This is a genomic window from Pseudomonas sp. IT-347P (genome assembly GCF_949768005.1).
In the GTDB taxonomy this organism is placed as follows: Bacteria; Pseudomonadota; Gammaproteobacteria; order Pseudomonadales; family Pseudomonadaceae; genus Aquipseudomonas.
In genome coordinates this window covers 340334-360813 of the sequence record NZ_CATKPQ010000033.1, presented here as the reverse complement: position 1 = coordinate 360813, position 20480 = coordinate 340334, and the positions used below count along the sequence as shown (strand labels likewise).

The window sequence follows — 20480 nt, the reverse complement described above, 5'->3', positions numbered from 1 at the left end:
TTATTGGGTGTTCGGCTGGGTTCAGGTGGTGTAATCAAGATCGATCCCCCTCACCCCAGCCCTCCCGAAACGTCGGACCGCCCCCAAGGGGGTAGAGGGGGAAAGGGAGCCGACCGCATGCTGTTCAAAACCTGAGTTCGACTCGATATCTCAGGTCGGCAAAACTCGCCCATCCAACCCGGTCAGTCCCCTCTCCCTCCGGGAGAGGGCCAGGGTGAGGGGCTTTTGACTTTCAAGCCTCAGCTGCTCACCGGCAATATCGGGCTACCCAACCGCTCCAGCAACGTCGCCTGCGCACTCCTGGGGTTCTGGTTACCGGTCGGCGTGTTGCGGATGTAACGGCCATCCGACTGCAGGCTCCAGCTGTGGGTATTGTCGGTGAGGTACAGCTCCAGCTCTTTTTTCACCCGGGTCAGCAGTTTCTTGCCTTCCACCGGGAAGCAAGTCTCGACGCGCTTGTCCAGGTTGCGCTCCATCCAGTCGGCGCTGGAGAGGAACATCTGCTCGTCGCCGCCATTGAGGAAGTAGAACACTCGCGTGTGCTCAAGGAAGCGGCCAATGATCGAACGCACGTGAATGTTGTGCGAAACCCCGGCGATGCCCGGACGCAGGCAGCACATGCCGCGCACTACCAGATCGATGCGCACGCCAGACTGGCTGGCCTTGTACAGCGCGCGAATGATCTTCGGGTCGGTCAGCGAGTTGAACTTGGCGATGATGTGCGCCGGTTTGCCGTCGAGCGCAAATTGCGTCTCGCGGGTGATCATGTCGAGCATGCCCTTCTTCAGGGTGAACGGTGCATGCAACAGCTTCTTCATGCGCAGGGTTTTGCCCATGCCGATCAACTGGCTGAACAGTTTGCCGACGTCTTCGCACAAGGCATCGTCAGACGTCAGCAGGCTGTAGTCGGTATAGAGACGGGCGTTGCCGGCGTGGTAGTTACCGGTGCCGAGGTGCGCGTAACGCACGATCTCGCCGGCCTCACGGCGCAGGATCAGCATCATCTTGGCGTGGGTCTTGAAGCCGACCACGCCGTAAATCACCACCGCACCGGCCGCTTGCAGACGGCTGGCCAGTTGCAGGTTGGATTCTTCGTCGAACCGCGCACGCAGCTCGATGACCGCCGTCACTTCCTTGCCGTTACGCGCGGCGTCCACCAGCGCATCGACGATCTCGGAGTTGGCGCCGGAGCGGTACAGCGTCTGGCGCACAGCGAGAACGTGCGGGTCTTTTGCCGCCTGACGCAGCAGGTCGACCACCGGGGTGAACGACTCGAACGGGTGCAGCAGCAATATGTCCTGCTTGCTGATCACGCTGAAGATGTTTTCGCTGTTCTGCAGCAGTTTCGGGATCTGCGGGGTGAACGGCGTGTATTGCAGCTCCGGATGACTGTCCAGACCGGTGATGCTGAACAGCCGCGTCAGGTTGACCGGACCATTGACCTGATACAGCTCGGTCTCGCTCAGGTTGAATTGCTTGAGCAGGTAGTCCGAGAGGTGTTTAGGACAAGTGTCAGCGACTTCCAGACGCACCGCATCGCCGTAACGACGCGAGAACAACTCGCCGCGCAGGGCGCGGGCCAGGTCTTCGACGTCTTCGGAGTCGAGCGCCAGGTCGGCGTTTCGGGTCAGACGGAACTGGTAGCAGCCCTTGACCTTCATGCCCTGGAACAGGTCATCGGCGTGCGCATGGATCATCGACGACAGGAACACATAGTTGTCGCCCGGGCCGCCGACTTCTTCCGGCACCTTGATGATACGTGGCAGCAAGCGCGGCGCCGGGATGATCGCCAGACCGGAGTCGCGACCGAAGGCGTCGATACCTTCCAGTTCAACGATGAAGTTCAGGCTCTTGTTCACCAGCAACGGGAACGGGTGCGTCGGGTCGAGGCCGATCGGCGTGATGATCGGCGCGATCTCGTCGCGGAAATAGCGGCGCACCCAGGTTTTGATCTTGGTCGTCCAGTGGCGGCGACGGATGAAGCGCACTTGGTGCTTCTCCAGCTCCGGCAACAGGATGTCGTTGAGGATCGCGTACTGACGATCAACGTGACCGTGCACCAGCTCGCTGATCCGCGCCAGTGCTTGATGCGGCTGCAAGCCGTCAGCACCGGCCTGTTCACGGGCGAAGGTGATCTGCTTCTTCAGGCCGGCGACGCGGATCTCGAAAAATTCGTCGAGGTTGCTGGAGAAGATCAGCAGGAACTTCAAGCGCTCCAGCAACGGATAGGACTCGTCCAGCGCCTGTTCCAGCACGCGGATGTTGAATTGCAGTTGCGAAAGCTCACGGTGGATGTACAGGCTGCTGTCATCCAGGCCCGGGATCGCAATCACTGGCGCCGCCGCGACAGGTTCGGTGACTGGCGCGGGTGGCGCAGGCTCCAGTTCCGGCGGGGTCTCGGTGATTTGCTCGACCACCGGTTGAGCTTCTTTTACGGCAACTTCCGTGAGTCCTTCGGTATTCATTGAATGTTCCTGGGAGGGCTATTTCTGCTCTCGTAACAATTGAGCGGCGCGGACAGCAAAGTAAGTCAGGATGCCATCAGCGCCGGCACGTTTAAAGGCGGTCAGTGATTCGACAATCACCGCCTCGCTCAACCAGCCATTCTGGATCGCCGCCATGTGCATGGCGTATTCGCCGCTAACCTGATAGACGAAGGTCGGCACTTTGAAGGCATCTTTTACCCGGAAAAGAATGTCGAGGTACGGCATGCCCGGTTTGACCATGACCATGTCCGCGCCTTCAGACAAGTCCGCACCGACTTCGTGCAGCGCTTCGTCACTGTTGGCCGGGTCCATCTGATACGAGGCCTTGTTGGCCTTGCCGAGGTTCGACGCCGAGCCGACTGCATCGCGGAACGGGCCGTAATAGGCGCTGGCGTACTTGGCCGAATAAGCCATGATCCGTACGTTGACGTGACCGGCGACTTCCAGCGCTTCGCGGATCGCCTGAATGCGACCGTCCATCATGTCCGATGGCGCGACGACCTGAGCGCCGGCTTCGGCATGGGACAGGGCCTGACGGACCAGGGCGTCGACGGTGATGTCGTTCTGTACGTAGCCTTCGTCGTCGAGAATGCCGTCCTGGCCGTGAGTGGTGAATGGATCGAGCGCGACGTCGGTGATCACCCCCAGTTCCGGAAAACGCTCACGCAGGGCGCGAGTGGCGCGCTGGGCAATGCCTTCGGGGTTCCAGGCTTCGGCGGCGTCGAGGGATTTCAATTCAGGTGGAGTGACCGGGAACAACGCCAGCGCCGGAATCCCCAGTTCGACCCACTTGGCCGCCTCTTCGAGCAGCAAATCGATGGTCAATCGCTCTACCCCGGGCATCGAGGCCACGGCTTCGCGGCGGTTTTCACCGTCGAGCACGAACACCGGCAGGATCAGGTCATCGACCGTCAGCACATTCTCCCGCACCAGCCGGCGCGAAAAATCATCACGACGGTTGCGACGCAGGCGAGTGGCGGGGAACAGACGATTGGCGGGGATAAAGCTCACGGCAGACTCCTGAGCCCGCGCAAACGGGCGAGCGTGACAGTTATAGACGGCCATTATGACGAACAGATGACAGTTGTGTGAGACCCGTGACATGTAGCCGCATTCCATTCTCAGCGTAGGAATTGTTCACGTCGAGACACATTTGGACACTTTCATGAATGTGTCCGAAGGGTTAGGCTGCGCGTTCATTTCGCCAGCACCCAGACAATGCTCCAACAATTTCTGCATGACTTTGGCTACTTTGCCTTGTTCCTCGGCACGTTCTTCGAAGGCGAAACCATTCTGGTGCTCGCGGGCTTCCTCGCGTTCCGTGGATACATGGACATCAATCTGGTGGTGGTCGTGGCGTTCTGCGGCAGCTATGCCGGCGATCAGCTGTGGTACTTCCTGGGGCGCAAGCACGGACGCAAATTACTCGCGCGCAAACCGCGCTGGCAGATGATGGGCGACCGCGCGCTGGAGCACATTCGCAAACATCCGGACATCTGGGTGCTGAGCTTCCGTTTTGTATACGGTCTGCGCACGGTGATGCCGGTAGCGATCGGCCTGTCGGGCTATCCGCCGGGACGTTATCTGCTGCTCAACGGCATCGGCGCAGCAATCTGGGCGACCGCGCTGGCGGCGGCGGCTTACCACTTCGGCGCGGTGCTGGAAGGCATGCTCGGCAGTATCAAGAAATACGAGCTATGGGTCCTGGGTGCGTTGCTGGTGCTCGGCGTCGGCCTGTGGCTGCGCCGCCGCTTCAAGAATGCGCGCCTGGCCAAACAGGTTTACGCCGACGAGCAAGCCGCCAAAGCCTTGCAATTGCAGCAAGCCGAACAAGCGAAAGACGCCGAACCTAAGACGCCAGCCGAATAAAGCGCTGGCGACAAACATACAGTCCGATTGCACTGAGCAGGCTGTAACCAAGAAGGCCCGCCCAGATCACCGGGCTGGCCGGCCATAGCCCGACCAGCGGCGCCAGCCACACCAACGGCACGTTCAACACCAGCCGCAGCAGCTCGACCTTCAGCGCCCATGGGCGATTCTCCAGCACCACGCCCAACGCAAACACGCCCAGCGCCACCACCATCCAGCCGAGCACCAGCGCAGCGGTTGGCAGAGTTCTCTCCAGATTCATCAGATAACTGCCAAGCGCGATATACACGCAGAACTGCATGGCCACGTACCCCTGCTGGCACCGTTCAAGCGGCACCTCGAATTTGCGGAAGCGGGCCAGATCCGGTTTGTTGATCGGGTACTGCGCCGCGACATCCGCTGGCCGCCAACCGGTGCGCATGAACCAGATCCGCAGCTTGTCCCAGCGCCTCTCGGCCCGACGCGCGTCATCCCACAACTGCGCATAAAACTGCAGATTGGCCCACAGCGGATTCCAGCTCGCCAGCGGCGTGGTCACGCCGAAAATCACCGGCTCCTTGTCGTCCTCTTCCTGAAACGTGCCGAACAGCCGGTCCCAAAGAATGAACACCCCGCCGTAGTTGCGATCCATGTAGAGAGCGTTCTGTGCATGGTGAGCCCGATGATTGGACGGCGTGACGAAAAACCACTCGAACCAGCCGAGCTTGGGAATGTGCCTGGTGTGTACCCAGAATTGATAGAGCAGATTGAGCGCCGCGACACTGACGAACACCAGCAGCGGCACGCCGAGCACGGCCAGCGGCAGGTAGAAAATCCAGCTGAGCAGAAACCCGGTGCTGGTCTGGCGCAACGCGGTGGAGAGGTTGTACTCCTCGCTTTGGTGATGCACCGAATGCGCGGCCCACAGAATGTTGCGCTCATGGCCCATGCGGTGCAGCCAGTAGTAGCAGAAGTCATAGAGCACGAAGGCCAGCCCCCAGACCCAGGCACTGTCCGCGGGCAGCCGGAACAAGGCCAGATGCTCCAGGGCGAAGGCATAGGTCACCAGCCCCACGCCTTTGGTCAACAGCCCGGTGGTGGTCGACAACACACCGGTGCTGATGCTGTTCACCGCATCGGCAAGGCGATAGTTGCTGACCCCGCGCCAGCGGTCGGCAAGCAGCTCCGCCGCGATCAACACAAAGAAAAACGGCACCGCATACAAAATGAGATCCATGACGCGCCCCGCTCGCAATCGTATGGAACAGATCCTAGGCTCCGCGCCCTTTTAACCCTATGGCAACGCACGACAATTTAGTGGACATTTAGCGCCATGAATCTGGAGAGAAACCCATGAGCAAAAAAGTTGCAGTGATCCTGTCCGGCAGTGGCGTATACGACGGCGCCGAAATCCAGGAAAGCGTCATCACCCTGCTGCGCCTCGACCAGCGCGGCGCACAGGTGCAGTGCTTCGCCCCGAACATTGCGCAATTGCATGTGATCAATCACCTGACCGGCGAAGAAATGCCCGAGTCGCGCAACGTCCTGGTGGAGTCGGCACGTATCGCCCGTGGCAATATCAAGGACATCCGCGACGCCGACGTCGACGACTTCGATGCGCTGATCGTGCCTGGCGGTTTCGGTGCAGCGAAAAACCTCTCGAACTTCGCCATTGAAGGCGCTGGCTGCACAGTGCAACCGGAAGTGCTGGCACTGGCCGAGGCATTTGCCGAAGCGGGCAAACCGGTCGGCCTGATGTGCATTTCGCCGGCACTGGCGGCGAAGATTTACGGCCCGGGCGTGACGTGCACTATTGGCAACGATGCCGACACCGCCACGGCAATGAACAAGATGGGCGCCACCCACGAAGACTGTGCGGTGACCGAAATCATCGAAGACAAGGCGCGCAAACTGGTGACGACCCCGGCTTACATGCTGGCGCAGAACATCAGTGAGGCCGCTTCGGGGATCAACAAACTGGTCGATCGCGTGCTCGAACTGACCCACGAAAACGACGCCTGACACGGTCTACTGTAGGAGTGAGCCTGCTCGCGATGGCGGTGTGTCAGGCAACATATCTGTTGAATGATCGACCGCTATCGCGAGCAGGCTCACTCCTACAAGTGACTGGTGTTGGGGGTCAGGGCTTGCGGCTCAGGCGCGTGAGGATCCGGTCCAGCGCATTGGCGAATGCCTGCTTCTCGCGCTCGCCAAACGGCGCCGGGCCGCCGCCCATCTGACCCTGCTCACGCAGATCAGTGAACAGATTGCGCACCGCCAATCGCTCGCCCATGTTCTGCGCATCGAATTCCTTGCCGCGCGGATCCAGCGCCGCCACGCCCTTCTTTACCAAACGATCGGCCAGCGGGATATCGCTGCAAATCACCAGCTCACCCGGCACTGCGTGCTCGACCAGATAATCGTCCGCCGCGTCCGGACCGCTCGGCACCACGATCAGTTTGACGATGGCCAGCCCCGGCTTGATCTGCGGCTGCCCGGCCACCAGCACCACTTCGAACTGGCGCTTGAGGGCGAACTTCACCACCAGATCCTTCGCCGCCCGTGGGCAAGCGTCGGCATCGATCCATACACGCATTATCGTTTTCCTCTTTCCAGAAGCATCGCGGGCAAGCCCGCTCCCACAGGTTACGCGCAACCCTGTGGGAGCGGGCTTGCCCGCGAATGTGAGCGCAGCGAATGCTGTTAAACGACTACCCGCCGCTTCTCCGCCACCCAACTGCGCCCATACAACACCACAATCGCCAGGATCGCCACCGCCTGCGCCGTCAGCGAATAGGCATCGGCGTGAATGCCCAGCCAATCGAATTCGAAGAACGCCACCGGCCGCGTGCCGAAGATCCCGGCTTCCTGCAACGCCTTCACGCCATGCCCGGCAAATACCACCGACAACGCGCACAGAAGCGCTGCGTTAATGCTGAAGAACAGCGTCAGCGGCAGTTTCGCCGAACCGCGCAGGATCACCCACGCCAGACCGACCAGCAGCACCAGCGCCGTCGCACCACCGGCAAGCACCGCGTCATGCCCGGCCGGGCCGGCCTGCAGCCACAGGGTTTCGTAGAACAGGATCACTTCGAACAGCTCGCGATACACCGAGAAGAACGCCAGAATCGCAAAGCCGAAACGCCCGCCACCGCCGACCAGACTGCTCTTGATGTAATCCTGCCAGGCCGCTGCATGCCGGCGATCATGCATCCACACGCCCAGCCACAACACCATGACACTGGCGAACAGCGCCGTCGCGCCTTCCAGCAGTTCACGCTGCGAGCCGCTGACGTCGATCACATACGCCGCCAGCGCCCAGGTGCCGAGGCCGGCCAGCAGCGCCAGGCCCCAGCCGACGTTGACGCTGCGCACCGCCGATTGCTGGCCGGTATTACGCAGAAAGGCAAGAATCGCCGCCAGCACCAGAATCGCTTCCAGACCTTCGCGCAGCAGAATCAACAGACCGGAGATGTAGCTCAGCGACCAGCTCAAACCGTCACTGCCGAGCAACCCGGCAGACTCCTTGAGTTTGGCCTTGGCGGCGTCCAGACGCTGCTCGGCCTGCGCGACCGGCAAGCCGTCCTGCAACGATTGCCGATAAGCCATCAGGGATTTTTCGGTGTCCTTGCGCACGTTGGCGTCGACGTTATCCAGCGAGCTTTCGACCAGCTCGAAACCTTCCAGATAGGCCGCGACCGACAGGTCGTACGCCTGATCGCGTTCACCGGCGCGGTACGCGGCAAGACTCTTGTCCAGGGTTGCGGCGGTGTAGTCGAGCAACTGCGCCGGGCCACGCTTGACCTGCGGCGGCTGCGCGCGCTGCGCACGGAACGTCGCTGCGGCTTGCGGACCATCGGCGGCCTGCACTTCGGCCGGGGTCTGGCGCGCCAGGTCGGCGATGTTGTAGGTCTTTTCGGCTTTGGCCGCCGTCGGATCAGCGCTGAAGCCGGCGATGTAAGTCGCCAGATCCCAACGCTGACGATCATCGAGCTGATCGGCAAACGCCGGCATGTCGGTGCCTTCAACGCCCTGACCGAGGGTGTTGTAGATCGCATACAGACTCAGATGATCCAGCCGCGCCGCGTCACGCAGGTTAGCCGGCGCCGGGGTCATGCCGAGGCCCGCCGGGCCGTCACCGGCGCCGCTGTCGCCGTGGCACACCGAGCAATTCTGCGCATAGAGCGGCGCACCCCGGGCAGGGTCGGGAGTAATGATCGGCGCTTGACTGACCTCATACGCCACCGCCAGTTGCGCGCCCAGTTGCCGCGCCTGACGGGCCACCTCGGCGCCATCCTGCTTCGCAGTGATCGCCGCCTGCAAAGCGCTGACACCTTGCTCCAGCGCAGCCTTTTCCGGCTTGGCCGGCATGCCGCTGATCAAGCCTTGCAAAGCCCGCATGAATTCCAGTTGCTCGCGGTATTCGGAATCATCGACAACCTTGCCCGCCGCTACCGTCGGCGGGTAGTCGGCGCTGATGTAATCAAGCAGGTGCAGCGCTTGCGGGGCGCCTTCCACAGTATCGGCCAGCAGATTGAAGCTGCTCAGGGCAATCAACGGGAACACCAGCCAGGCCAGAAAACGGGACGAGGCAGTCATGAAGAATTCTCAAATGGAAATGCGAAGTTACATATTGTTCACTTCGAACGCGTTTCCCTCAAGCTTTGTCGGCATTTAGCGCAACGTGGCGCCATCCATAGCGTTCCGGCAGTTACAAAGCGCCCCTATAATGCGCCATCATTTCGCCTGCTCCGGTCAAGGAAGAACCCGTTATGCGCCACTGTCTGCTGCCGTTCCTGCTGATCGCTGCACTTGTGCAGCTCAGTGGTTGCGCCGCTTACCGCGATTACGACCTGGAACTGCAGCAAACCACGCAACAGCTCAAGGCCGGCAATATCGACGGCTCACTGGCCTTGATAGAGGCGCATAACCCGGATGAAGAGAAAGATTTGCTCTACTACTTCGAGAAGGGTGCGGTGCTGAGCGCGGGCGGTGATTTGCCACAGAGCCAGATCGCCTGGCGCAGCGCTGAGCAGATGGTCATACAACGCCAGGACACCCTCGAAACCACCGGCGACAAGCTGCTCGCGGCCATGGGCAATCATTGGGGCAGCATCATCAATGACAAGCTGCGCCGCTACGATGGTTACGACTACGAAAAAGTCATGCTGACCACACAAATGGCCCTCAACCAACTGGCCATGAATGACTTTGACGGCGCCCGGGCCGACATCAAGAAAACCCACGAGCGCGAGGCGCTGATCGCCCGGCAACGGGAGCTGGAATACGAGCGTGTCGAAGAAGCGGCCAAGGCCAGCGGCGCCCGCGTCCATTACAAGGATCTGCAAGGCTACCCGGTGGTGATGCTGGAATCACCCGCCGTCATGGCGTTGAAGAACGGCTACCAAAGCGCATTCAGTCACTACCTCGCCGGTTTCACTTACGAAGCACTGGGCGAGAAAGATCTGGCGGCGCCCGGCTATCGTCAGGCGATCGAACTGCGCCCGGACATGGCGTTTTTCCAGCAAGCCTTGCGCGACCTCGACAGCCCTGGCCTGAAAGCCGACGAAAGTGATGTGCTGATCATCGTGCAGAGCGGCCTGGCGCCGGCCCGCAGTTCGGTGCGCGTGCCCTACCCGGTGAAGCTCGCGGACGGGCAAGTCATCGTCGCCAATGTTTCGTTTCCCGTGATGGTTCCCGACAGCTCGACTCCGGCATTCAATCAAATGACCATCGATGGCCGTCAGAAAAAGCTGATCGCGGTCAACAGCATTACCGACATGTCCCTGCGCACCCTGCGTGACGACATGCCGGGCATTATCCAGCGCACAACCTATCGGGCATTTCTGGCGGCCGATGTTCAGGCCACGGACAATCGACGCGATCCGAGCAAAGCCTCCTACGTCACTCACTGGGACGGTTTCGAGCAGGCCGACACCCGCACCTGGCGCACCCTGCCTAACCTCACTCAGGTTGTGCGCCTGCGTTTGAAAAAAGGTGACCGCCTGATCAGCCTGCCCAACGCGCCCGGGGTTGCGCCACTGAAGATCCGCATCGACCAGAACCGCCAGGTCATCGGCCTGCGTGCCTTGGGTGATCGGGTGTTTGCCAATGGCAGCGCATTCCAGTCAAACGGAGCGCCAGCAAAGAGCGTGGTATCCAGCCTGAAATAAGTAATGGCACCAAATTAACAAGTGCAACTAAAAAGCTATTACATAGCCATCATCCGCCGTTTATAATGCCGCGCCCTCGCTATCGCGAAGCGGCATTAAAGCTCCTCTGGTTATGAGGAATTGGCAGGAGGCCAACGCCGCTGTCGATGGGTCACATCAGCCCGACCAGCATTCGCGGCTGTATTACTCCAGGGAAGAAGTACCCCATGGCATTCCGCGCTCCCACTCTGATTGCGCTCAGCGCTGTCACTCTGCTGTCCGGCTGTTCGGCGTTTCGCAACTACGACTCGGAACTCGCACAGACCAACCAGCAACTGGCCACCGGCAATGTTGACGCCGCGCTGACCCTGCTGGAAAAGAACAACACCGGCGCCGACAAAGACCTGCTCTATTACTTCGAGAAGGGTGAATTGCTGCGTGCCAAGGGCGACCTGTCCGGCAGCCAGAATGCCTGGACCAGTGCCGATCAGGTGGTGGGCAAGTGGGAAGATTCGGTCAAGCTCGACACCGACAAGTACCTGGCCCAGTTCGGCAGTTTCCTGGTCAACGACAAGGTGCGTCGCTACGAAGGCTACGACTACGAAAAAGTCATGCTGACCACGCAGATGGCCCTCAACCTGTTGGCGGTCAACGACTTCGACGGCGCACGGACCGCGATCAAGAAAACTCACGAGCGTGAAGCGGTGATCGCCGAGCTGCGTGACAAGGAATACCTCAAAAGTGAGGAAGAGGCCGAGAAAGAAGGCATCAAGACGCAATACAAGGACCTGCAAGGCTATCCGGTCGCCAGCCTCGACGCACCGGAAGTGGTGGGCCTGAAAAACAGCTATCAGAGTGCGTTCAGCCATTATCTGTCCGGGTTCGTCTATGAAGCCCTGGGCGAGAAAGGCCTGGCTGCACCGGGCTACCGCAAGGCCGCCGAGCTGCGCCCGAACACGCCACTGCTGGAGCAGGCGCTGGTCAACCTCGACAAGCCGGGCAAGTCCGACGACAGCGACATCCTGATCGTGGTGCAAAGCGGTCTGGCGCCAGCCCGCGATTCGATCCGCGTGCCGTTGCCATTGCCGATTTCCAACAACGTGGTGATCACGCCGCTGTCGTTCCCGATCATCAAACCCGACACCTCCACCGCGCCATTCGCGCAGATTGGTGTCGACGGTCAGCAAGTCGATCTGACCGCACTCAACAGCACCACCGCCATGTCCCGCCGCGCCCTGCGTGACGACATGCCGGGGATTATCCTGCGCACCACCGTACGAGCGATCACCAAAGGCGTGGCGCAGAAGAAGATCAACGAAACCAACCCACTGGCCGGTCTGGCCGTCGGTATCTCTTCAGCTGTGCTCGAAGGTGCCGATACCCGTACGTGGCGAACCCTGCCGGACAACACCCAAGTAGTGCGTCTGCGTTTGAAAAAGGGCGAGCATCAAGTCAGTCTGCCGAGCGCCGTCGGTGGTTCGGTGGTCAAGGTCACGGTCGATCAGCGTTATCAAGTGATCAGCCTGCGCGCCGTCGGCAACCAGGTGTTCGCCGGTGGCCTCGCCGCACACGTCATCCCGAGCGCCAGCGCGACCAACGTCGCCAGCCTCAAACAACCTTAAGAACGGAGTCTTTGCATGCGCTTCAAACTCATCGCCGTCGCCGCCCTCGCCTTGCTGGCGAGCGGCTGCGCCACCCCGCCACCGCCAGAGCCGGGCAGCGCCGCGAGCAAAGTCGTGGCCATGGGCCCGCAGAAACACATCGTCGTCGGCGCCATGCGCGTCGCCCGCGAAAACGGCTTCATGACGGTCAACGTGCAGTTGAGCAACACCCTCAACAGCAACAAGATTTTCTACTACCGCTTCGCCTGGCTCGGCGCGGAAGGCTTCCCGATTGCCGAAGAAGAAGTGTGGAAAAGCCAAATGATGTACGGCGCCCAGACCAGCTTCATTCAAGGCATCGCCCCGACCCCGAAAGCCGTGGACTTCCGTCTGGAAATCAAGACGCCGTAAGCCTGCCACCCTATTCCTGTTTTAGAGAGCATTCCCATGTTTGCACGCTTTTCCTGCATCGCCGTTATCGCCCTGCTGGCCTCCGGTTGCGCCAACACTTCGCCGACCCTGGGCAGCAAGAACATCAGCTACGGCGACACCAAAGCGGTTGAAACCGTGACCAACGAATTCGGTTCGACCGACCTGCAAATGATCGCAGAGTCGATGACCCGCTCGCTGGCACAGTCCGGCATTTTGCAGGGCCGTCCGGTGGTTCAGGTCTACGACGTGAAGAACAAGACCAGCGAGTACATCGATACCCGCGAGATCACCACCAGCATCAAGACGCAGCTGATGAAAACCGGCGTGGCCCGTTTCGCCAGCGACAACAACGCCATGCAGAGCCAGGTTGACCAGCTCAAGCTGCAAAACCAGAGCGGCCTGTACAAGAAGAGCACCGTGGCCAAGACTGGCAACATGGTTGCCGCCAAGTACCGCATCGAAGGCTCGATCAGCTCGATCGTCAAGCGCAGCAGCGATTACAAGGACGTCTTCTACAAATTCAGCCTGCAACTGATCGACGTCGAAAGCGGTCTGGCCGAGTGGATGGACGAAAAAGAGATCCGCAAAACCACGGAGCGTTAATTGATGCGCACATGGATTGGCATGATGGCCCTGGCTTGCGCGTTCAGCGTGCAGGCGGCGCCGAAAGTCGCGGTGACGGATCTGGCGTATCAGGAACGTGTGGAGCAATACATCCACATCGTTTCGGCCCAGAGCAATCACCGCGAGGGTTACTACAGCTCCAGTGGCTCTTCGAGCTACAACGAGATCGAAGCGAGCACCAGCTACATCGAGCAAGGCGAGTTGCGCAAATTCACCGGCGACATCAAGGGTGAAATTTTGCGCACCGGCATGTTCCAGCTGGTGCAGGGCACGCCGTACACCGCGTCGTCCAAGGGTGACGTCTACGATGTGATCAAGCGCATCAAGGCCGGCAACTTCAAGGGCGCCGACTACGTGCTGTTCGGCACCGTGTCGGACATCGACTTCACCCAGGACATGAACGAGCTGGCGCACACCGACAGCTATTCGGCAGTGCTGGGCCTGACGTTGGTGGCGGACTTCAGCCTGATCAACACCAAGACCTACGAGATCACCTCGGCCTTCACGGCGATGGGTGAAGCGCAGGACACCAAACTGGTGAACCATCGCGACATCAAGATCTCGCTGAATCGCCCACGGGTGGTACGTGACGTGTCCAAGGCCTTGGGCGAAGACGTGGCCGGGCAACTGAGCATGCAGCTCGGTGGCGGCGGTTACGAGCAGCCGCGTGAAGCACCGCAGCGCAATAACCTGCCGCGTGACACTGCGCCGGTGATTCTGCGCTAAGCATGATCGTTCCGACGGTCTGCGTGGGAATGCATGCCGGGACGCTCTGCGCCTCAGGCACAAAAAAGGCGACCCGCAAAGGTCGCCTTTTTTCTGCCTGCAAGGTTTACACCGCCGCTTTACGCAACGTCGCCATAAACGCCGCCGCACCGATGAACAGCCCGGCAAACGTGCGGTTCATGCGTCGCTGCTGCTTGGGCGTGCGCAGCAGACGCAGCACTTTCGACGCCAGCCCCGTGTAACCCGCCATCACAATCAGGTCGACAAACACCATCGTAGCGCCAATCACCACATACTGAATCAGCAACGGCGCATGCGGGTTGATGAACTGCGGCAGCACGGCGAGCATGAACACCAAGGCCTTGGGGTTGCTGATGTTCACCAGAAAGCCGCGGAACACTAGCGCCAGCGGCCTGCCGATCGGCCGTACCGCCGCGTCATCGCTCATGTCCATGGGCAGCGCACGCCATTGCTTGATGGCCAGATAGACGAGGTAAGCCACGCCGAACCATTTGATCGCGTGGAAAGCCGTCGCCGAGGCGGTCAGGATCGCGCCAACACCGGCGCCGACAATCGCGATCTGCACCGCCAGGCCGATCTGCAGACCGAGGGCGTTCCAGTAACCGCGCCAGAAACCGTATTGCAGGCCGCTGGACATCGACGCAATGGCGCCAGCACCCGGGGACAGACTGATCACCCAGCAGGCGGCAAAAAACGCCAGCCATGTTTGAAGCTCCATCGCACACCTCGACTCATGCTCGTGACAAATGCCTAAGCTAATGCGGGTTTGAATGGATGACTACCGATTTTTTGCTGAATGTTGCAGGTGCTGCTGAGGGCCCCTTCGCGAGCAAGCTCGCTTCCACAGTAGAGCGCAATCAAATGTGGGAGCGAGCCTGCTCGCGAAGGCGACAGAACAGATATCGCAGAATTACTTCTCGAAGCCGCTCGAAGGGAATACATCGGTCCCGCGCCAGCGCCGCACCGAACGCTGGAAGAACAGACTGTTCGGCACCTGCACCATGGCGCTGCCCGTCCCGAGTTCTTCAGCTTCGATCAACGTGGTGTAGAGCAGATTGATCGCCACCACCCGACCTTTGACGCCCGGCTTGTCGGTGGTGTCGACCAGCTCGACCACATCGCCCAGACGAAATGGTCCAACCGTGAAGATCAGAATCGCGCAGAGCAGATTCGACAGCACACTCCACATCGCGAAGAACGCCACCGCCGCTACCGCAACGAAGCCCGACAGCGCCGTCCACAACACCGTTGCCGAAACGCCGAGACGCTCCAGTACAAAGATCAGCGCACTGCCCATGATCAGCCAGCGCAACACGCCACGCAGCGGCATCAGCAACTGCGGCGGGAACGGATAGCGCTCACCCAACCGGGTCAGGCCTTTGGCGACGAAGCGCTGGGTGAGATAACCGGCGAGCAGAATCAGCAGAATCTGCACCGTAAACCAGATCGGCTCGACCCACACCGCTGGCAGCGGCAGCTTGAACGCTTCCATCAGGACAGCGCCTCCAGCTCCGCCTGCATGCTTTCGAGCGTCTCGAGGGCTTCCATCCACGCTTCTTCCAGCTCGGCTTCGCGAACCTTCAGCCTGGCTTGCTCGGCGAGCAGATCACGCAATTCATTCTTGCGCGCCGGCTCGTAGATCTCGCTGTCGGCGAGGCTGGCATCGACCTTGGCCAGTTTTTCGTGGAGTTTGCCCAGTTCGGCTTCGAGCTTGTCGGCTTCGCGCTTGTGCGGGGCCAGTTGCTGACGCAACGCAGCGGCCGCCTGACGCTGGGCCTTCTTGTCGGTCTTGTCCGGGTTGACCGGGGTGTTGCTGACCGGCGCGTTGCGTTGACGGTATTCCACCAGCCAACGCGCATAGTCTTCGAGGTCGCCATCGAACTCTTCGACCTTGCCGTCAGCGACCAGGTAGAAGTTATCGGTGGTGCTCTTGAGCAAGTGCCGATCGTGAGACACCACCAGCACCGCGCCGCTGAATTCCTGCAACGCCATGGTCAGCGCCAGGCGCATTTCCAGGTCGAGGTGGTTGGTCGGTTCGTCGAGCAGCAGCAGGTTCGGCCGCTCCCAGGCGATCAACGCCAGGGCCAGACGCGCCTTTTCGCCACCGGAGAAATTCAGCACTGGCTCATCAATGCGCGCACCACGGAAGTCGAAACCGCCGAGGAAGTCGCGCAGGGTCTGCTCGCGCTCGGCCGGCGCCAGACGCTGCAAGTGCAGCAACGGACTGGCCTTGGCATCCAGCGAATCGAGTTGATGCTGGGCGAAGTAGCCGACCACGGTGTTCTCGCCACGGGTCAGGCGCCCGGCCAGCGGTTCGAGTTCACCGGCAAGGTTCTTGATCAGCGTCGATTTACCCGCGCCGTTCGGCCCGAGCAGACCGATGCGCGCGCCCGGGGTCAGTTGCAGCTTGACCTTCTCCAGGATGGTTTTGTCGCCATAACCCAGGCGCGCATCGGACAGATCGATGAGCGGACTGGAGATCTTGGTCGACTCGCGAAAAACGAAGTCGAACGGCGAATCGACATGGGCCGCCGACAGCTCTTCCATCCGCTCCAGTGCCTTGATCCGGCTCTGCGCCTGACGGGCCTTGGTCGCCTGAGCCTTGAAGCGGGCGATGTAACTTTCCATGTGCGCACGTTGCGCCTGCTGCTTCTCGTAGGCCTGTTGCTGCTGGGCCAGACGTTCGGCACGGGCGCGTTCGAACGCCGTGTAGCCGCCGCGGTACAGGGTGATTTTGCGCTGATCGACGTGGGCCACGTGATCGACGACCTCATCGAGGAAGTCGCGGTCGTGGGAAATCAGCAGCAAGGTGCCCGGGTAGCTTTTCAACCACTCTTCGAGCCAGATGATCGCGTCGAGGTCCAAGTGGTTGGTCGGTTCGTCGAGCAACAACAGGTCCGACGGGCACATCAATGCCTGCGCCAGATTCAGACGCATCCGCCAGCCACCGGAGAAATCTCCTACCTGGCGATCCATCTGTTCATTGGTGAAACCGAGACCGGCCAGCAGCTTGCGCGCCCGCGCATCGGCGGTGTAACCGTCGGCACTGTCGAGTTCGGCGTGCAGACGGGCCAGCGCGACGCCGTCGTGCGCCGCTTCGGCCACAGCGAGATCACGTTGCACCTCGCGCAGACGCAGGTCGCCGTCGAGCACATAGTCGACCGCCAGGCGTTCGAGGGTGTCGACCTCCTGGCGCATGTGCGCGATGCGCCAGTCAGCCGGCAGCAGGCAGTCGCCCGAATCCGGGTGCAATTCGCCACGCAGCAAGGCAAACAGGCTGGATTTGCCGGCACCGTTGGCACCGATGAGGCCGGCTTTGTGGCCGGCGTGCAGGGTCAGCTCGGCGTCTTCTAGCAGACGTTGCGGGCCACGCTGTAAAGTCAGGTTCTGAAGTCGGATCATAATGGCGGCGGAGTCTACCAGCTTCGCTCACAACTGGCGCGAGTAGCACGATGTCCTCTGACCTGTGGAGCTTTTCCCTTGCCACCTACGCCCGACCGGGCGTGGAAGATGCCTGCCTGCAACTGCAAACGGCGGGGGCCAATGTGTGCCTGCTGCTGTGCGGTTTATGGCTGGAACAACGCGGCGTCACGTGTGATGAACACCGCTTGAGCCTGCTTCAGAAGCTGACCGAGCCTTGGGATACCGAAGTGGTGCAGCCGCTGCGCACACTGCGCATGCACTGGAAAGCGCGAGCGATCGATGATGCGGTGTTGAAAAGCATGCGCGAGCAGATCAAGTCACTTGAGCTTGAGGCAGAACGAGCATTGCTGTCACGGCTTGAAGGAGTGGCGCAGGCGTGGACGCGGAACGATACAGGCGCAAACACCTGGCTTGAAGGATTGGCCGGCGCGGCGGCCAGCCCGAACCGCGACGCGCTGCAAGTGCTGCGCGTCGCGGCGACCGGCACTTAGGAAGCGCTGGTCGGGTTGGTGCTGACGCTCGACGCAGCGGCTGGCGATGGCGCAGTCGAAGGGGTCGAGGTAGTGGCTGGCGCAGCGGCGGTTGGTGTGGTCGTGGCTGGCGCAGCAGGCTTGGCAGCTGGAGCGGTGGCCGGTTTCGCGGCAGCTGGTTTGGCAGCGGCAGGCTTTTTCACGGCGGGTTTTGCAGCTGGCTTGGCGGCCGGTTTGGCAGCCGCAGGCTTGGCAGCTGTGGTCGCTGGTTTAGCCGCGGCGGCGGCAGGTTTCACGGCTGGCTTGGCGGCCGGTTTGGCGGCGGCTTTCACTGCGGTTTTTGCCGCAGGCTTGGCGGCAGGTTTTGCCGCAGTTTTTACAGCGGGTTTAGCCGCAGCCGGTTTTGCGGCTGGCTTGGCAGCAGCAGTTTTGGCAGCAGGTTTTGCGGCGGGTTTCGCCACAGCTTTCGCCGCAGGTTTAGCGGCTGCAGTTTTCGCTGGGGCCGCTTTGCTCGCGGCGGATTTTGCTGCTGGTTTGGCGGCGGCAGTTCTAGCGGCTGGCTTGGCGGCCGCTGGTTTTGCGGCGGTGGTTTTCGCCGCCGGTTTGGCAGCGCTCGCCGCAGCCGGTTTTTTCACCGCAGGTTTTGCAGCAGTTTTGGCCGCTGGTTTGGCCGCTGCTTTTACCGGTGCCTTGGCAGCCGGTTTGGCCGCTGTTTTTGCAGCTGGTTTAGCCGCTGCAGTTTTCGCCGCTGGCTTGACGGCAGCCGGTTTTGCAGCGGCTTTCTTCGCCGGTGCCGCTACCGGTTTTGCGGCGCGGGTGGACAACACTTTGCCCACGGCTTCTTGAACACGACCCACACCCTGGGCCAGTTTCAGGCTTTCCTGAGCATCGCGCTTGAGTTGCAGAATGTAGCTGCGGGTATCCGACTGACGCTCTTTCAAGGCATCGAGCAGGTCTTCCAGTTCTTTCACTGCAGCCTTGGCTTTGTTCTGCGCCTTGGCTTTACCGGCAGTGGCTGCGTCCTGCAATTTGGTGCGGGATTTATGCAGTTTTTCTTGCGCCTTGCCGCGTTGCTTTTCCAGTTTGGCGAGCAGTTTTTCAGCATCAGCCAAGGCTTGCGAGCAAGCGTTTTCCAAATGCTCGAGCAGGCTGCCCGAGAGTTGTTGGAGTAAGTGCAACGGAGTATTTACAGGCTTCTTGGTGGCCGACATGGTTTACCTCCTGGCTGACGTGAGTGCGGCTCATACTAGACCTCTGCAGTTACCGCCGCTAGGGCATCTTGACAGTATCGATTGCGTTGCGTTGCACCGATTCGAAAATGTTCTGCGCGAAGTCAAAAGCAGTCCACCGTTGCAGACGTTCGCGCTGGCATAATCCACCGCATCTCAGGATGGAGAGTGCCCATGTCGCGCTACTTTTTTTTAACCCTCTGCATGATTTTTCCGCTCGCTCACGCCGACGAAAAAACCACCGCGAACGATGCTCACGATCTGGCCTACAGCCTCGGCGCCAGCCTCGGTGAACGACTGCGTCAGGAAGTCCCGCAGCTGCAAATTCAGGCGCTGGTCGATGGCTTGCAGCAAGCCTATCAAGGTAAACCGCTGGCACTGAGCGAAGCCCGCATCGAACAGATTCTGGCCGATCATGAAGCGCAAAATGCCGAGCACTCAGCACAGCCTTCGAGCGATGCGGCAATGGAAAACGAGCAGCGTTTTCTCAGCGCTGAAAAAGCCAGACCGGGCGTGAAGGAACTGGCTGACGGCATCCTGCTCACCGAGCTGACACCGGGCACTGGCGCCAAAGCCGGCCCCGATGGAAAAGTGCAGGTGCTGTATGTCGGACGGCTGCCGGACGGTACCGTGTTCGATCAGAACAGTCAGCCGCAATGGTTCAACCTCGACAGCGTGATTGCCGGTTGGCGCACCGCCTTGCAGAACATGCCAGTGGGCGCGAAATGGCGCCTGGTGATTCCATCGGATCAGGCCTATGGCGCCGACGGTGCGGGTGACCTGATTGCGCCGTTCACACCGCTGGTGTTTGAAGTGGAATTGCGTGGCGCGACGAGTTGAGCAGGCAATAAAAAACGGTGCGCTTTAGGGCGCACCGTTTTTTCGACCAGAGTCTGGAATCAGGCCTGCACCGGATCTTCCGCCTTGTGTGCTGTGTGCAGCACTTCAATCAGACAGTCTTCAAGCTCGAAGCGCTCGTGCAGCAGGCCACCGAGTTCCTTGAACTTCTCGGCAACGCATTTGCCTTCATCGCACAGATCGTTGAAGGCCAGCAGCTTCTCGGTGATGACGTCAATGCGTGGATAGATCGTCTCGGCGAGTTCAAGTCCGCGTTTGTCGTTGAACGCCTTGGCTTCACCGGTCAGCTGTTCGTAGATCTCAAAGTGTCCGGCCGACACGTAATCGACCAGCACGCCGCAGAATTCCTGCAAGGGCTTGCGACTCTCGGACAACGACTCAGGCTGTGCACCGAGTTTGTCGTAGGCGCCGATCAGCTCTTCACGCTCTTGCAACCAGCGGTCGATCAGCAGATGAACCCCACCCCAACGTTCCTGAGCATTCTGACAACTTTCGAGCATGGCGATCTCTCTTCCCTTGTGGGTCATGCTGCTCTACACCCGCGCCCCTCTTTTGGTTTTGGCTTGGGGGACGGCCGGGCAGAGCGTCATCGAGCAACATAATTCCAATG

At 60.7% G+C, this 20480-nt stretch carries 19 protein-coding genes; 9 read left to right on the top strand and 10 right to left on the bottom strand.

Going from position 1 to position 20480, the window contains the following annotated elements; genetic code table 11:
* Window positions 1-239 precede the first annotated feature (239 nt).
* Entirely contained in the window at window positions 240-2465 is a 2226-nt protein-coding gene (gene ppk1, locus ACM6IV_RS14435) for a polyphosphate kinase 1 (protein WP_414870499.1), read from the bottom strand.
* An 18-nt stretch (window positions 2466-2483) separates the two neighbouring features.
* Window positions 2484-3497 (bottom strand): porphobilinogen synthase, encoded by a 1014-nt coding sequence (gene hemB, locus ACM6IV_RS14430; RefSeq protein ID WP_414870498.1) that lies wholly within the window; start codon window positions 3495-3497, stop codon window positions 2484-2486.
* Between the two features lie 207 nt (window positions 3498-3704).
* Here hemB and ACM6IV_RS14425 point away from each other — a divergent pair, with 207 nt between their 5' ends.
* Window positions 3705-4355, top strand: coding sequence for a DedA family protein (locus ACM6IV_RS14425; RefSeq protein WP_414870497.1), 651 nt, complete (start codon window positions 3705-3707; stop codon window positions 4353-4355).
* Here ACM6IV_RS14425 and ACM6IV_RS14420 read toward each other — a convergent pair.
* Window positions 4336-5571, bottom strand: a complete 1236-nt coding sequence (locus ACM6IV_RS14420) for a sterol desaturase family protein (RefSeq protein ID WP_414870496.1) — start codon at window positions 5569-5571, stop codon at window positions 4336-4338. The two genes, ACM6IV_RS14425 and ACM6IV_RS14420, sit on opposite strands and share 20 nt — an antisense overlap.
* Window positions 5572-5687: 116 nt before the next feature.
* On the opposite strand from ACM6IV_RS14420, the gene elbB reads away from it, so the two are divergent.
* A complete protein-coding gene (gene elbB, locus ACM6IV_RS14415) occupies window positions 5688-6356 on the top strand; it encodes an isoprenoid biosynthesis glyoxalase ElbB (protein WP_414870495.1) in 669 nt (222 codons plus the stop codon).
* A 118-nt stretch (window positions 6357-6474) separates the two neighbouring features.
* On the opposite strand, the gene ACM6IV_RS14410 is transcribed toward elbB, so the two are convergent.
* The gene (locus ACM6IV_RS14410) at window positions 6475-6930 is read right to left on the bottom strand and encodes a YaiI/YqxD family protein (RefSeq protein ID WP_414870494.1); all 456 of its coding nucleotides are present in this window, start codon (window positions 6928-6930) and stop codon (window positions 6475-6477) included.
* A 107-nt stretch (window positions 6931-7037) separates the two neighbouring features.
* On the bottom strand, window positions 7038-8933 hold the full coding sequence (locus ACM6IV_RS14405; protein ID WP_414870493.1) for an FTR1 family protein: 1896 nt from the start codon (window positions 8931-8933) through the stop codon (window positions 7038-7040).
* A 173-nt stretch (window positions 8934-9106) separates the two neighbouring features.
* On the opposite strand from ACM6IV_RS14405, the gene ACM6IV_RS14400 reads away from it, so the two are divergent.
* The 5 genes from ACM6IV_RS14400 (at window position 9107) to ACM6IV_RS14380 (ending at window position 13869) form a co-directional block, all read left to right on the top strand.
* Window positions 9107-10507 (top strand): COG3014 family protein, encoded by a 1401-nt coding sequence (locus ACM6IV_RS14400; protein WP_414870492.1) that lies wholly within the window; start codon window positions 9107-9109, stop codon window positions 10505-10507.
* 206 nt (window positions 10508-10713) lie between these two features.
* Window positions 10714-12108, top strand: a complete 1395-nt coding sequence (locus ACM6IV_RS14395) for a COG3014 family protein (RefSeq protein WP_414870491.1) — start codon at window positions 10714-10716, stop codon at window positions 12106-12108.
* 15 nt (window positions 12109-12123) lie between these two features.
* Complete coding sequence (locus ACM6IV_RS14390; RefSeq protein WP_007911131.1) at window positions 12124-12498, top strand: YcfL family protein; 375 nt, start codon at window positions 12124-12126, stop codon at window positions 12496-12498.
* Between the two features lie 36 nt (window positions 12499-12534).
* Entirely contained in the window at window positions 12535-13122 is a 588-nt protein-coding gene (gene lpoB, locus ACM6IV_RS14385; protein ID WP_016772610.1) for a penicillin-binding protein activator LpoB, read from the top strand.
* Between the two features lie 3 nt (window positions 13123-13125).
* Window positions 13126-13869 carry a penicillin-binding protein activator LpoB gene (locus ACM6IV_RS14380; RefSeq protein ID WP_414870490.1) on the top strand — a complete coding sequence of 248 codons (744 nt, stop codon included), beginning with the start codon at window positions 13126-13128 and terminating at the stop codon, window positions 13867-13869.
* A 106-nt stretch (window positions 13870-13975) separates the two neighbouring features.
* Here the strand turns inward: ACM6IV_RS14380 and ACM6IV_RS14375 are convergent, their stop codons facing one another.
* The 3 genes from ACM6IV_RS14375 to ACM6IV_RS14365 form a co-directional block, all read right to left on the bottom strand.
* Complete coding sequence (locus tag ACM6IV_RS14375) at window positions 13976-14608, bottom strand: LysE family transporter (RefSeq protein WP_414870489.1); 633 nt, start codon at window positions 14606-14608, stop codon at window positions 13976-13978.
* A gap of 192 nt (window positions 14609-14800) precedes the next feature.
* The gene (locus tag ACM6IV_RS14370) at window positions 14801-15382 is read right to left on the bottom strand and encodes a mechanosensitive ion channel domain-containing protein (protein WP_414870488.1); all 582 of its coding nucleotides are present in this window, start codon (window positions 15380-15382) and stop codon (window positions 14801-14803) included.
* Entirely contained in the window at window positions 15382-17292 is a 1911-nt protein-coding gene (locus ACM6IV_RS14365; RefSeq protein ID WP_414870487.1) for an ATP-binding cassette domain-containing protein, read from the bottom strand. Before ACM6IV_RS14365 ends, ACM6IV_RS14370 begins: the two co-directional genes overlap by 1 nt.
* Window positions 17293-17342: 50 nt before the next feature.
* Here ACM6IV_RS14365 and ACM6IV_RS14360 point away from each other — a divergent pair, with 50 nt between their 5' ends.
* Window positions 17343-17804, top strand: a complete 462-nt coding sequence (locus ACM6IV_RS14360; protein WP_414870486.1) for a TIGR02444 family protein — start codon at window positions 17343-17345, stop codon at window positions 17802-17804.
* Here the strand turns inward: ACM6IV_RS14360 and ACM6IV_RS14355 are convergent.
* On the bottom strand, window positions 17801-18994 hold the full coding sequence (locus ACM6IV_RS14355) for an AlgP family protein (protein ID WP_414870485.1): 1194 nt from the start codon (window positions 18992-18994) through the stop codon (window positions 17801-17803). The genes ACM6IV_RS14360 and ACM6IV_RS14355 overlap by 4 nt on opposite strands.
* A gap of 192 nt (window positions 18995-19186) precedes the next feature.
* Between ACM6IV_RS14355 and ACM6IV_RS14350 the strand changes: the two genes are divergently transcribed.
* Window positions 19187-19852: an FKBP-type peptidyl-prolyl cis-trans isomerase gene (locus ACM6IV_RS14350; RefSeq protein WP_414870484.1), complete on the top strand. Its 666-nt coding sequence runs from the start codon at window positions 19187-19189 to the stop codon at window positions 19850-19852.
* A 59-nt stretch (window positions 19853-19911) separates the two neighbouring features.
* Here the strand turns inward: ACM6IV_RS14350 and ACM6IV_RS14345 are convergent, their stop codons facing one another.
* Entirely contained in the window at window positions 19912-20370 is a 459-nt protein-coding gene (locus ACM6IV_RS14345; protein WP_016772602.1) for an Rsd/AlgQ family anti-sigma factor, read from the bottom strand.
* Between the last annotated feature and the right edge of the window lie 110 nt (window positions 20371-20480).

Bases quoted from the DNA above. Each gene is read 5' to 3' on its own strand.
- ppk1 (WP_414870499.1), bottom strand. From the start codon at position 2,465: ATGAATACCGAAGGACTCACGGAAGTTGCCGTAAAAGAAGCTCAACCG.
- ACM6IV_RS14425 (WP_414870497.1), top strand. From the start codon at position 3,705: ATGCTCCAACAATTTCTGCATGACTTTGGCTACTTTGCCTTGTTCCTC.
- ACM6IV_RS14420 (WP_414870496.1), bottom strand. From the start codon at position 5,571: ATGGATCTCATTTTGTATGCGGTGCCGTTTTTCTTTGTGTTGATCGCG.
- elbB (WP_414870495.1), top strand. From the start codon at position 5,688: ATGAGCAAAAAAGTTGCAGTGATCCTGTCCGGCAGTGGCGTATACGAC.
- ACM6IV_RS14410 (WP_414870494.1), bottom strand. From the start codon at position 6,930: ATGCGTGTATGGATCGATGCCGACGCTTGCCCACGGGCGGCGAAGGAT.
- ACM6IV_RS14405 (WP_414870493.1), bottom strand. From the start codon at position 8,933: ATGACTGCCTCGTCCCGTTTTCTGGCCTGGCTGGTGTTCCCGTTGATT.
- ACM6IV_RS14400 (WP_414870492.1), top strand. From the start codon at position 9,107: ATGCGCCACTGTCTGCTGCCGTTCCTGCTGATCGCTGCACTTGTGCAG.
- ACM6IV_RS14395 (WP_414870491.1), top strand. From the start codon at position 10,714: ATGGCATTCCGCGCTCCCACTCTGATTGCGCTCAGCGCTGTCACTCTG.
- ACM6IV_RS14390 (WP_007911131.1), top strand. From the start codon at position 12,124: ATGCGCTTCAAACTCATCGCCGTCGCCGCCCTCGCCTTGCTGGCGAGC.
- lpoB (WP_016772610.1), top strand. From the start codon at position 12,535: ATGTTTGCACGCTTTTCCTGCATCGCCGTTATCGCCCTGCTGGCCTCC.
- ACM6IV_RS14380 (WP_414870490.1), top strand. From the start codon at position 13,126: ATGCGCACATGGATTGGCATGATGGCCCTGGCTTGCGCGTTCAGCGTG.
- ACM6IV_RS14375 (WP_414870489.1), bottom strand. From the start codon at position 14,608: ATGGAGCTTCAAACATGGCTGGCGTTTTTTGCCGCCTGCTGGGTGATC.
- ACM6IV_RS14370 (WP_414870488.1), bottom strand. From the start codon at position 15,382: ATGGAAGCGTTCAAGCTGCCGCTGCCAGCGGTGTGGGTCGAGCCGATC.
- ACM6IV_RS14365 (WP_414870487.1), bottom strand. From the start codon at position 17,292: ATGATCCGACTTCAGAACCTGACTTTACAGCGTGGCCCGCAACGTCTG.
- ACM6IV_RS14360 (WP_414870486.1), top strand. From the start codon at position 17,343: ATGTCCTCTGACCTGTGGAGCTTTTCCCTTGCCACCTACGCCCGACCG.
- ACM6IV_RS14355 (WP_414870485.1), bottom strand. From the start codon at position 18,994: ATGTCGGCCACCAAGAAGCCTGTAAATACTCCGTTGCACTTACTCCAA.
- ACM6IV_RS14350 (WP_414870484.1), top strand. From the start codon at position 19,187: ATGTCGCGCTACTTTTTTTTAACCCTCTGCATGATTTTTCCGCTCGCT.
- ACM6IV_RS14345 (WP_016772602.1), bottom strand. From the start codon at position 20,370: ATGCTCGAAAGTTGTCAGAATGCTCAGGAACGTTGGGGTGGGGTTCAT.